Raw genomic sequence first — 11,292 nt, 5'->3', positions numbered from 1 at the left:
GTGCGAGTCCCCTACCCGCTCGCTATGCCCGAAGCACTGACAATTGATGGCCGCAAGCAGCGCTGCAAGTTCCGCGCCTGGCATCGCGGCACGCGCGAAGCCGACTACACGATTGGCGGCTTTTTCGACCGCTACCATGAGCAATGGGGAGCAGAGGAGCTCGCTTGGTTCGAAGCGCTGCTGGAGGAAGACGACGTTCACATTCTTGCATGGGCGTTCGGGACAGAGCCTGTCCCGCCACGCTTTCAAGGCGAGCTGATCGAAAAGATGCAGAAACTCGATTATGTCGAGATCCCGCGCTAGGAAACACGCGGCCTGAGGGAACGCCCGCCCTCGCCATGATTTGATCTGACACGCATGCCCGACCTCTCTCGCATCCTTGCCGCGGACGCTCCGCTGACGCTTTCTTCGCTTGCCAGAGGCGCGCAGCCGCTTGTGCTTGCTGATCTGGCGCGTGCGTCAAAATCGCGCGCGGTTTTCATTGCGCCGGACGAAGCGGCAATGCGCTCGATTGCAGAGGCAGCGCAGTTCTTCGCGCCGGAATTGGAAGTCATCGAGTTTCCCGCATGGGACTGTTTGCCTTACGACCGCGCGAGCCCTGCCCTGTCCGTGAGCGCCAAGCGGCTGTCGGCGCTTTACAAGCTGCAAGCTGGCAAAGCGGGTTCGCAGCTTCTGGTCACGACCGCAAACGCTGTCTTGCAGCGCGTGCTTACGTCGTTTCGGATTCGCGAGAGCGTGCGCGCGTTCGCCCCCGGTACAGAGATCGGCCATCAGAGCCTTGCGGCCTTGCTCCAGCGTCAGGGCTATTCGCGCACGGATACTGTCGTCGATCATGGCGAGTTTGCGATGCGTGGCTCGATTGTGGATGTATTTCCGTCGAGCCTCGATCAAGGCTTGCGGCTCGACTTTTTCGGCGACGAACTGGAAAGCCTGCGCCTGTTCGATCCGACCACGCAGATGAGCACCGGCACGCTCAGAGAGCATTTGCTGCTGCCCGCATCCGAAGCGCTGCTTGACGAAGAAACGATCAAGCGGTTCCGCAGCCGCTATCGCGAGCAATTCGGCGCGACGGCCACGCAAGACCCGCTGTACGAAGCGGTGAGTGACGGGCGGCGCCTTGCGGGGATGGAGCACTGGCTCCCGCTGTTTGAGGATAAGCTCGCGACATTGTTCGACCATCTGTCGGATGACGATGTCGTGGTGATCGACAGCGCGGCACAACAGGCCGCTGATGAACGCTTGAAAGACGTCGCGGATTATCATCAGGCGCGCCAAAAGGCGGCAGGACAAGCCGCAGGGAGCTATCGCCCGCTCGCGCAGGATGCGCTCTACCTTAGCGGCGATGAATTCCGCGATGCATTGACCGCGTACCCTGCACACAAGTCCGTGATTTTTGCGGAGCCTGAAAACGCAAACACCGTCGATTTCGGGTTTTCCTCAGCGCGCGATTTCTCGCCTGAACGCGCGCGTGGCGACAATGTCTATGAGGCCGCTGCAAAGCACCTTCAGGCCGTCGCTAAATCGGGCAAGAAGCCGCTGCTTGCCGCTTATTCCAGCGGCAGTCGCTCGCGGATCGCTTCGATCCTGTCCGAAGCAGGTTGCGAGACAAAGCTTGCGGACACTTGGCAGGAAGCGCTGGGCCTTGCTGCAAAAGGCCAGCCAGTCGCGACCGTCCTCCCGCTTGAGACGGGTTTTGCCAATGACGAGCTGGAGCTGCTGACTGAGCAGGATGTGCTGGGTGACAGGCTCGTCCGCCGCAAGAAGCGTCGCAAGGATTCCGACGCTTTCCTCGCCGAACTGCAGGCACTCGGCAAAGGCGATCTTGTCGTCCATGTCGAGCACGGGATCGGCAAATATCTCGGGCTTGAGCCGGTCGCAGTCGGCAAGAGCCAGCATGACTGTGTGATGCTAGAGTACCGCGGCGGCGACAAACTCTACATCCCGGTCGAGAATATCGACGTTCTCTCTCGCTATGGCTCAGCTGAAGATGCCGTCATGCTCGACCGGCTCGGCGGTGAGGCCTGGCAGAAACGTCGCGCGCGCCTCAAGGAACGCATCCGCGAGATCGCTGGCGAGCTCATGCAGGTGGCCGCAGCCCGCGCGCTCAAGAAAGCGCCGGTGCTCGAAGCGGAAGAAAGCGCGTTCAACCAGTTCGTCGAGAAATTTCCTTGGGAAGAAACCGACGATCAGGACCGCGCAATTGCCGACGTCCTGCGTGACCTGGAGAGCGGTCGCCCGATGGACCGATTGGTTTGCGGCGATGTTGGCTTTGGCAAGACCGAAGTCGCTTTGCGCGCGGCATTCGTCGCTGCGATGTGCGGCCAGCAGGTTGCAGTCGTTGCGCCAACAACTCTGCTCGCGCGCCAGCACTTCCAGAACTTCTCCGAGCGTTTTGCAGGCTTCCCTCTGAAAGTCGGGCGGCTTTCGCGGCTTGTCCCCGCAAAGGAAATGACGGAAACCCGCGAGGGCCTTGCTAGCGGTGACATCGACATCGTCATCGGGACCCACGCAATCCTTTCCAAGAGCACACAATTCCGGAATCTTGGCCTTGTGATCGTCGATGAAGAACAGCGCTTCGGCGTCACGCATAAGGAGAAGCTGAAGCAGCTGCGCGCGGACGTCCATGTGCTCACGCTGACCGCAACGCCCATCCCGCGAACTCTGCAAATGGCAATGACGGGCCTGCGCGAACTCTCCACCATCCAGACGCCGCCAGTCGATCGGCTTGCAGTGCGCACTTACGTGATGGAATGGGACGACATGGTCATGCGCGAGGCCTTGCTGCGCGAGCACCATCGCGGCGGGCAATGCTTCATCGTCGTGCCGCGCATCTCGGATATGAGCGAACTGGAGGAATGGCTCCATGAAACTGTCCCGGAAGTGAAAGTCGTGACCGCCCATGGCCAAATGGCGCCAGGCGAAGTGGAAGAGCGCATGAGCGCCTTTTATGACAAGAAGTACGATGTTCTGCTCTCGACGACGATCGTGGAAAGCGGGCTCGATATTCCAAGCGCAAATACCATCATCATCCACCGCGCCGATCGTTTTGGGCTTGCTCAACTCTACCAGCTGCGTGGCCGTGTAGGCCGCGCGAAGCTGCGCGCTTATGCCTACCTGACTTACGCAAAAGACGTGCAGCTCACTGAAATCGCAGAGAAACGTCTGAAGGTTCTGGGTGATCTCGACTCACTTGGCGCAGGTTTCCAGCTTGCGAGCCATGATCTGGATATTCGCGGCGCAGGCAATTTGCTGGGCGATGAGCAATCCGGCCACATCAAGGAAGTCGGTTTCGAGCTCTATCAGTCCATGCTGGAGGATGCGATCCTCGCGGCCAAGGCTGGCGAGATGGGGCTTGAGCCCGATCGCGAGAAGGTCTCCCCGCAGATCACGGTCGACGCGCCGATCATGATTCCTGAAGACTATGTGCCTGATCTCGCCGTTCGCATGGCGCTGTACCGGCGCCTAAACGACGCCAAGGACAAGGCGGAAATCGAAGCGCTGGCTGCGGAAATGATCGACCGCTTTGGTGATCTGCCATCAGCCACGAGCAATCTCATCAAGCTGATCGAGATCAAGCATCAGGCGATCACTGCCAATATCGCAAAGATCGATGTCGGCGCGCGCGGCACGCTTGTCACTTTCCACAATGACGATTTCCCCGATGGGCCGGGTCTCATCGCCTATGTCGACAAGCTGCAAGGAACTGCCAAGCTGCGTCCGGACATGAAGCTCGTCATCAACCGCGCATGGGGTGATCCGCAAAGCCGCTTGAATGGACTGTTTCAGCTCACCAAGGGGCTGTCGAACATCGTGCGGCGTGCACAAAAGCAAGGCAAGGCCCGCTCTAAAGCCCCCGCGTGAGCCGCGAGGCCTAGACCTTTGAGAGCGTGTACATCTGGTGCACGCCCAGCGGCTCAGCCCACAGATAGCCCTGCCACGCGTCGCAGCCTTCATCGATCACGACCTGACGCTGGCCTTCGGTCTCGATACCTTCAGCCACCGTCTCAAGCTCCAGCGCTTCCGCAAGCCGAAGGATTGCGCGCAGCACTTCCAAATCGCGCTGGCTGCGCGTGATGCCATGCATCATGCTTCGGTCGAGCTTGATAGCATGAACCGGCAATCGCTTGAGATATTGGAAGTTGCAGAAGCCCGCGCCGAAATCATCGAGCGCAATCCGAACGCCAGTCGCCGCGACAGCAGTCAGCGCTCTTGCGCTTGCCGTGAGGTTGCCAAGCAGGGTCTGCTCAGTGATTTCCAAAGTCAGTCTTGATGGTGCAAATCCGTGCGACACAAGCAGCAAGGTGAGCTCGCTCGCAAAGGCGGGATCAGCCAGCTGGTCCGGTGTGATGTTGACAGAAAGGCGCAGCTCCTGCGGCCATTCCGATGCAGCGGCAACCGCAAGCGAAACCATATGCTGTGACAGCTCGCCGGACAAATTGCAGCGCGCGGCCATGCTGAACAGCTCTGCTGCGCCAATCTCGCCCAGCACCGGATGCTGCCAGCGGGCAAGCGCTTCGGCACCCAGCATCGCGCCCGATTTCGCGCAGAATTGCGGCTGGAAGCGCAGCTCTATCTGCCCTGCTTCCATCGCGCGCGCGACATCGCGGCTGAGCGCTTTCTCCAGCGCGGGGTGAATCCCGGAGGGTCGCATCGTTGGCGACAGAGGTGTTTGCGACTTCATGTCCGTCGCCTTAGCTCAACCGCGCGCCCCTGCATGCGGAGAATGCGAAGCGTTGAAAAATGGCACAACCAAACCTAGGACAGTCCCTTAGGCGCAAAGCGGGTTTACGCTCTGAGCATCACAAAAGGGGGCCTGAATGCCCAATTCGCAAACATCGCCGGAAGCTTCGCGTCTGGCGTTGATCGCTTCGGATACCGAGCGCGCACAGGAAGCCTTTGCCGAGCTGGCGCAAGCGCATGACTGGGTCCCGCAGGACGAAGCCGATATGGTGGTGGTTCTCGGCGGCGACGGGTTCATGCTGCAAACACTGCATGCAATGATTGATAGTGGCCGCATCATCCCGGCTTATGGCATGAACCTCGGCACAGTTGGTTTCCTCATGAACCGCTATCGCAACGGCAAGACGCTTGCCAAGCGAGTTGCCAAGGCCCGCGCATTGAAGATCGCCCCACTCGCGATGGAAGCTGTGACAGAAGACGGCAAGAGCCACGCGATGCGCGCGATCAATGAAGTCTCGCTTCTGCGTGAGACACGTCAGACCGCGAAGATCGAAGTTTCTGTCGATGATCGTGTACGGATCAAGGAATTGGTATGCGACGGTGTGCTGCTAGCAACGCCTGCCGGATCGACTGCGTACAACTTGTCAGCCAACGGGCCTATCCTGCCGCTCGATTCGGAACTGCTTGCGCTGACCCCAATCTCGACTTTCCGCCCGCGCCGTTGGGGCGGCGCGATCCTGCCGGACCGCAGCTCTGTCAAATTCCGCGTGCTCGAGCATGAAAAGCGCCCGGTCTCAGCTGTTGCCGACCAGAAGGAATTGCGCGACATCGCGGAGGTTTCCTTGAAGATCGACCGCGAGACAGAGCTTACTCTGCTATTCGATCCCGGCCATGCTCTGGATGAACGCATTGTTGCTGAGCAATTCGTGGTCTGAGCGCGTTTCAGCGCCGGCCATCCCAATTCTTGCAAAACTGTTGCTTGTGGCATGAAAACCCACTTGCAAAGCCGCGCACACGCCCATATAGGCTCGCGCTCGCCTTAAGGGCTGCTCCCCGATAGCTCAGCGGTAGAGTAGGTGACTGTTAATCACTTGGTCGTTGGTTCGAATCCAACTCGGGGAGCCATCTTTTTCCTTACCTAACAGTTAGTTCATCAAGCGCGTTAACCTCTAGGTTATCGACAATCCCGCTTGCGGACATGCCCGAGCGCGCGCTGGCGCGTAACCTTTTTCTCGCTCAAAACGAATGGAGAGACAAAGGAGTGCCAGACATGACACGCTACAGTTTTCGTTCAAGCCAACCCGATAGCTGGGTTGCCCCGCGCCCGTATTCGGACCCGAATCTGCGGATGCGCAAATATGGCCGGATCCAACCGATGGAACGCCCCGGCCTGTTCGAGCGCTTGCTGCGCGCGGTGTGAGAACGCCGCCTAATTTCCGCTCAGGCTCCCAAGAGCAAACGGATACCCACTAGAGACACCAGAGCTGCCGTCAGCCAACGTATCCAGCGTGGCGGCAGCAGCTTAAGCGCCATCAGGCTGCCGATCTGCCCGCCAATCGCGACCGCGATCAGCAACGGCAGACTTTCATAGAGCGCGCCTGCAAAGGCCTCCGGCCCTCGTTTAAGCAGCTGGCCTGCGAGGCCAAACAGCGAATTCACCAGAATGAAGAAACTCGCGGTTGCAGCAATGCTGCGCGCATTGTTCCAGCGCATCAGGTGAAGCAGCGGCGCGAGCAAGATCCCTCCCCCGATGCCCACTAATCCGGCAAGATAGCCCATCGGCGCAGCAATGACCGGCATGAAGCGCGCCAGCTTTGCAGGCTCTCCTTCCAGCGCCTCTCGCACCGGCAGCAGCATGGTCGCGCCTGTCAGAAGCAAACTCGCCCCGAGCAGCGAGAAGAACAGCCCTTCGCCAATCGGCGTCAGCCCGCCGAGCAAAGCCGCTGGGGCAGCAAGCGCTGTGACAGTCAACGCGCCCCGCCACGGCGTGACCCCTGCCCTTGCAAAGCGAACGCTGCTGCCTGCGACAACCACGATGTTGCACGCGAGCGCGATCAGTGGAAGGATACGGTAATCAAGCCCCGACAGCGCCAGCAGCGCGGCATAGGTCGATCCGCCGCCGAACCCGACGCTCGCATAGAGCAAAGCGGTTACAAGAAAGGCAGCGGCAAGCCATGGCATGATCGCTCTCTATCTCCGCGCGCGATGGAGTGCTAGGCCGTCGCTGCCTGGATCGAGGGGGAAATATCCGATGGGACCGGATGATATCGAGCTTGGACCTGATCTGACCATTGCAGGTCCGCGCGATGGCAAGCGGATCGGTGACATTACCGCCGATGCTTTCCGTAATGATCCGTTCAACGCGTGGCTGTTCGGCAATTTTGCCGGGATCAGGGCGCTATTCCGGATGCAAGCCAAGCGCATCTACACGCAGCGGGGCTATTGCTACCGCGCAGGCGATGACGGCGCGTGCATGTGGATGCTGCCGGGCGGGAGCGCGAGTTTCAGCGGCATGGATTATGCGATCTTCGCGATGAACACGTTCTTGGCGTCGGGTCGCGGAGCCATTGCTCGCGGGATCAAAACGGGCCAAGCCATGGAAGCGCGTCACCCCGATTTCGCGCACGCCTATCTCTTCAGCATTGGCGTTCGGCCCTCTGCGCAAGGCAAGGGTCTGGGGCGCAAGCTGATCCAGCCTGTGCTGGATGCGTGTGATCGCAAAGGCCTGCGCGCCTATCTGGAAAACTCCAATCCGGCCAACACAGGCTTCTACAATTCCTGCGGATTCACGCAGCTGGGCGAGCCGATCCATCCGACTACAGACAGCCCGCCGCTGGTGCCGATGGTGAGAAAGCCACGCGCCCTGGTTTAGCTCACTTCGGCACGGCGCATCGGCAAGAAGGACAGCGAGGACCGGACCTCCAGAGCGCTTTAATCAAGCGATCAGGCGATCGTCTTCGAACGCAGCAACCCGCGCCAAAGCATCGCGAGCGATGGCGATATGGAAAGGCATAATCGCGACAAGGTACAGTCTGCCAGCCCAATTATGGGGATGGACCCAGGTTGCGAGATGCACCTTGCCTTGGTCTGCGAGAACCGACACGCGAAAGTTCAAGTGCCGATCGTCAAACCCAGCGATGATCTCGTCCTTTGTCTCCAGCTCAACCGGGAATGGGCCAATCTTGTCCTCTGCCGGCGGCCCGTCCTGAGACAGGCCAAATGGTGCTGTCACGACTTTACGCAAAGCCAGAAGCGCACTGGCCCAGCCGGGCCAGCTTGTTATGATCCCGGCAGCGCGGCGAACTGGCACATCAGCCGGAACCGCGAAGCAATCGCAGAAGTCAGAAGCGGCCACGCGGTCATGCAATGCGCTGCTCGAGGGCAAAGTCACCGCTTCCACATCCGGAGAGAGAAAGCCGGGCCGCGTTAAAAGACCCTCGCTCCTCACGCCGGAGCTTTCCCGCCAATCGCACCGTGGCAATGCTTGTACTTGTTGCCTGATCCGCACGGGCAAGGCGCGTTGCGGCTGACATTCTGATCGCGATAGGGATCTTCCACAAAGGCTCCGCCCGGCCCCGCCGCTGCGCGCGGGCTGCCAGCAAGGGCGCCGAACAGCTCAGGCCGCTCAGCCGATCCGTCACCGTCATTCGAATTGTCGAGGCCAGTTAGCGGATCGATGTGCCCGGTTAGGAAGTCAGGCAAGTCCGGCAGCGGTTGCTCCATCGGAGCTGGCTGCGGCTGGATTTGCGCTTTGACCAGAATTTTCGTCACATCCTCGCGCAGATTGTCGAGCATGGAATCGAACAGGCCAAACGCTTCCTGCTTGTATTCGTTGATGGGCTGCTTCTGCGCATAGGCGCGCAGGTAGACGACCTGACGCAGCGCATCGAGCGTCGCCAAGTGTTCCTTCCAGTGATAGTCGAGCCGTTCAAGCAGGATCGACTTCTCGATCTGGCGCCAGATGCCGCCTTCTGTCTCTGCGATCTTCTTTTCCATGATTGCATCGGTTTCGGCTTGAATGCGTTCTTCGAAGATTTCCGGTTCAACCGCGTCTTCTTCCAGCCACTCATCAATCGGCGGCTGGATGCCGAAGACATCGTCCACTTTCTCTTTAAGGCCTTCGATATCCCATTGCTCAGGGTAAGAGCCCGGAGGACATGCGGCTGTGACCAGCGCATTGATGGTATCGTGGCGCATGTCAGTGACCACATCTTCGACGCTACCGGTTTCCATGATTTCGCCGCGCTGTTCGTAAATGACCTTGCGCTGGTCGTTCATCACATCGTCGTACTGAACGACTTGCTTACGCGCGTCATAGTTGCGCGATTCGACTTTCTTTTGCGCGGTCTCGATGGCTTTGGAGAGCCATTTCGAGCCAATCGCTTCACCATCAGCAAGGTTTGAATTCATCATCTTGGCGAACAGGGTGTCCGGGCCAAAGATGCGCAGCAGATCGTCTTCAAGACACAGGTAGAAGCGCGATAGGCCCGGGTCACCCTGACGGCCCGAACGGCCGCGCAGCTGGTTGTCGATCCGGCGGCTTTCATGACGCTCCGTGCCCAGCACGAACAGCCCGCCCGCTTCGAGCACTTTCTGCTTTTCAGCAGCCACTTCGGCTTTGATCCGCTCGATCTCGGCATCGCGTTTGGGTCCGTCTTCCAGATCGCCAAGCTCGTCACCGATGCGGAAGTCAACGTTACCACCGAGCTGAATGTCTGTCCCGCGGCCTGCCATGTTGGTCGCGATGGTCACAGCGCCCAGGCGGCCCGCCTGCGCAACGATGTGCGCTTCACGCTCGTGCTGGCGGGCGTTCAACACTTCGTGCGCGACGCCTTCCTTCTCGAGGAACTGGCTCAGCAATTCGGACTTTTCGATGGAGACCGTACCGACCAGGACCGGCTGACCGATCTTGGACTTCTCGGCAATCGCTTTCGCAATGGCCTGGAACTTGTCCATCGTGTTTTTGTAGAACTCGTCATCCTCATCGATCCGCTGGACCGGAACGTTGGTCGGAATCTCAACAACGTTCATCTTGTAAACGTCCCAGAATTCCGCCGCTTCCGTCGCAGCGGTACCGGTCATGCCGGAAAGCTTGGGATACATGCGGAAATAGTTCTGGAACGTGATCGAAGCCATGGTCTGGTTTTCCGGCTCGATCTTCACGCCTTCCTTCGCTTCCACCGCCTGGTGCAGACCGTTGGACCACCGGCGACCGTCCATCATGCGGCCGGTGAACTCGTCAATGATCACGACCTTGTCGTCCTTGACGATGTAGTCAGTGTCGCGCTTGAACATGTGCACGGCTTTCAAGGCCTGGTCCATGTGGTGCACGACCTGCGTGTTTTCGACATCGTAGAGGTTGTCGGTTTCCAGCAGGCCCTTCTCGATCAGGAGCTTCTCGATCTCTTCCGTGCCGTCTTCGGTTAGCTGGATGTTGCGGGTCTTCTCGTCCTTCTCGAACCAGTCTTCCGGCACTTCCTTCACGATTTCATCGAGCGCGACATACAGGTCGGACTTGTCTTCCGTCGGGCCGGAAATGATCAGCGGCGTCCGTGCTTCGTCGATCAGGATCGAGTCGACTTCGTCGATGATCGCGTGATTGAACGGGCGCTGGACCATCTGGTCACGCGAGTGCTTCATATTGTCGCGTAGATAGTCGAAGCCGAATTCGTTGTTGGTGCCGTAGGTGATGTCGGCATTGTAAGCTTCGCGGCGCTCGAACTCGTTCATGTTGGGCACGATCACGCCGACGCTAAGGCCGAGCCAATTATGCAGCTTGCCCATCCATTCAGCATCGCGACGCGCGAGATAGTCGTTGACGGTAACGACGTGGACGCCCTTGCCTTCAATCGCGTTCAAATAGGTCGCAAGCGTTGCCACCAGCGTCTTGCCCTCACCTGTCTTCATCTCGGAGATTTCGCCGCGATGAAGCACAATTCCGCCGATCATCTGCACATCGAAGTGGCGCATGCCGAGCACTCGGACAGAGGCTTCGCGAACCGTCGCAAAGGCTTCTGGCAGTACATCGTCGATCTTCGCCCCGTCATCGAGCATACGGCGGAACTTGTCCGTCTGCGCCTTTAGCTCGTCATCGCTAAGCGCCTGGATTTGCGGCTCCAGCGCGTTGATCTGATTGACGATCTTGCCGATCGATTTGACGTAGCGATCATTGGAAGATCCAAAGATCGACTTGGCAATGTTCTGAAACATGAGGAGAGGTTCCTGCTGAATTCTCGCAGCACGGGCTGCAAATATATGTGAGAAAAGGACAGCCGCGCTTCGATATGCGCCGACTGCCCAAAAAACGGGGCCAGATTGTCAGAGTGCGCGCGCTATTCGTAAGCGCGGTCGATCCCGAACAGCACTGGCGGGCGGATGACGCGGACGGTCTTCTTGACCGGCTTTTGCGCTTCGCCAGGGCCTTTTGTTGGCGCGTGGACCTTATCGTCTTCGCACACGGCACGCTCTTGCGAAGTGCCGTCATGATCGTGAGCGGATGCACCAATTTCGCAGCTCAACGCCTCTACCACCGACGCATGCGCCGGTGCACCGAGAGCGGCAAGGCCCGTCAAAAGGGCTAAAAAGGCGAGCAATTGGCGTCGCATATTGCCT

At 59.3% G+C, this 11,292-nt stretch carries 10 protein-coding genes and 1 tRNA gene; 6 read left to right on the top strand and 5 right to left on the bottom strand.

Annotation, left to right across the window (positions count from 1 at the left end; genetic code table 11):
• Positions 1-24: 24 nt before the first annotated feature.
• Both HUO12_RS01805 and mfd read left to right on the top strand, forming a co-directional pair.
• Positions 25-303 carry an FAD assembly factor SdhE gene (locus tag HUO12_RS01805; protein ID WP_176271982.1) on the top strand — a complete coding sequence of 93 codons (279 nt, stop codon included), beginning with the start codon at positions 25-27 and terminating at the stop codon, positions 301-303.
• 54 nt (positions 304-357) lie between these two features.
• Positions 358-3,861 (top strand): transcription-repair coupling factor, encoded by a 3,504-nt coding sequence (mfd, locus tag HUO12_RS01800; RefSeq protein WP_176271981.1) that lies wholly within the window; start codon positions 358-360, stop codon positions 3,859-3,861.
• Between the two features lie 10 nt (positions 3,862-3,871).
• Here mfd and HUO12_RS01795 read toward each other — a convergent pair whose 3' ends face one another.
• Entirely contained in the window at positions 3,872-4,681 is an 810-nt protein-coding gene (locus HUO12_RS01795) for an EAL domain-containing protein (protein ID WP_176271980.1), read from the bottom strand.
• A 136-nt stretch (positions 4,682-4,817) separates the two neighbouring features.
• Here HUO12_RS01795 and HUO12_RS01790 point away from each other — a divergent pair, with 136 nt between their 5' ends.
• The 3 genes from HUO12_RS01790 (at position 4,818) to HUO12_RS01780 (ending at position 6,100) form a co-directional block, all read left to right on the top strand.
• Positions 4,818-5,615 carry an NAD kinase gene (locus HUO12_RS01790; RefSeq protein ID WP_176271979.1) on the top strand — a complete coding sequence of 266 codons (798 nt, stop codon included), beginning with the start codon at positions 4,818-4,820 and terminating at the stop codon, positions 5,613-5,615.
• A 115-nt stretch (positions 5,616-5,730) separates the two neighbouring features.
• A tRNA-Asn gene (locus HUO12_RS01785) sits at positions 5,731-5,805 on the top strand.
• Positions 5,806-5,950: 145 nt separating this feature from the next.
• Positions 5,951-6,100 (top strand): hypothetical protein, encoded by a 150-nt coding sequence (locus tag HUO12_RS01780; protein ID WP_176271978.1) that lies wholly within the window; start codon positions 5,951-5,953, stop codon positions 6,098-6,100.
• A 20-nt stretch (positions 6,101-6,120) separates the two neighbouring features.
• On the opposite strand, the gene HUO12_RS01775 is transcribed toward HUO12_RS01780, so the two are convergent.
• Positions 6,121-6,861, bottom strand: coding sequence for a sulfite exporter TauE/SafE family protein (locus tag HUO12_RS01775; protein ID WP_176271977.1), 741 nt, complete (start codon positions 6,859-6,861; stop codon positions 6,121-6,123).
• A 70-nt stretch (positions 6,862-6,931) separates the two neighbouring features.
• Between HUO12_RS01775 and HUO12_RS01770 the strand changes: the two genes are divergently transcribed.
• A complete protein-coding gene (locus tag HUO12_RS01770; protein WP_176271976.1) occupies positions 6,932-7,552 on the top strand; it encodes a GNAT family N-acetyltransferase in 621 nt (206 codons plus the stop codon).
• Between the two features lie 63 nt (positions 7,553-7,615).
• Here HUO12_RS01770 and HUO12_RS01765 read toward each other — a convergent pair whose 3' ends face one another.
• From HUO12_RS01765 to HUO12_RS01755, 3 genes are all read right to left on the bottom strand, one after another.
• Positions 7,616-8,035 (bottom strand): DUF2867 domain-containing protein, encoded by a 420-nt coding sequence (locus tag HUO12_RS01765; RefSeq protein WP_217905161.1) that lies wholly within the window; start codon positions 8,033-8,035, stop codon positions 7,616-7,618.
• A gap of 89 nt (positions 8,036-8,124) precedes the next feature.
• The gene (gene secA, locus HUO12_RS01760) at positions 8,125-10,890 is read right to left on the bottom strand and encodes a preprotein translocase subunit SecA (protein ID WP_176271975.1); all 2,766 of its coding nucleotides are present in this window, start codon (positions 10,888-10,890) and stop codon (positions 8,125-8,127) included.
• Positions 10,891-11,012: 122 nt separating this feature from the next.
• Positions 11,013-11,285 (bottom strand): hypothetical protein, encoded by a 273-nt coding sequence (locus HUO12_RS01755; protein WP_176271974.1) that lies wholly within the window; start codon positions 11,283-11,285, stop codon positions 11,013-11,015.
• Positions 11,286-11,292: the final 7 nt, after the last annotated feature.

Source organism: Altererythrobacter lutimaris (assembly GCF_013371495.1).
GTDB classification, from domain to species: Bacteria; Pseudomonadota; Alphaproteobacteria; order Sphingomonadales; family Sphingomonadaceae; genus Erythrobacter; species Erythrobacter lutimaris_A.
Note: the sequence above shows the minus strand (reverse complement) of the source record. Positions and strands in the feature narration are given on the sequence as shown.

Coding starts and splice junctions, on each gene's coding strand:
- HUO12_RS01805 (WP_176271982.1), top strand. CDS start 25: ATGCCCGAAGCACTGACAATTGATGGCCGCAAGCAGCGCTGCAAGTTC.
- mfd (WP_176271981.1), top strand. CDS start 358: ATGCCCGACCTCTCTCGCATCCTTGCCGCGGACGCTCCGCTGACGCTT.
- HUO12_RS01795 (WP_176271980.1), bottom strand. CDS start 4,681: ATGAAGTCGCAAACACCTCTGTCGCCAACGATGCGACCCTCCGGGATT.
- HUO12_RS01790 (WP_176271979.1), top strand. CDS start 4,818: ATGCCCAATTCGCAAACATCGCCGGAAGCTTCGCGTCTGGCGTTGATC.
- HUO12_RS01780 (WP_176271978.1), top strand. CDS start 5,951: ATGACACGCTACAGTTTTCGTTCAAGCCAACCCGATAGCTGGGTTGCC.
- HUO12_RS01775 (WP_176271977.1), bottom strand. CDS start 6,861: ATGCCATGGCTTGCCGCTGCCTTTCTTGTAACCGCTTTGCTCTATGCG.
- HUO12_RS01770 (WP_176271976.1), top strand. CDS start 6,932: ATGGGACCGGATGATATCGAGCTTGGACCTGATCTGACCATTGCAGGT.
- secA (WP_176271975.1), bottom strand. CDS start 10,890: ATGTTTCAGAACATTGCCAAGTCGATCTTTGGATCTTCCAATGATCGC.
- HUO12_RS01755 (WP_176271974.1), bottom strand. CDS start 11,285: ATGCGACGCCAATTGCTCGCCTTTTTAGCCCTTTTGACGGGCCTTGCC.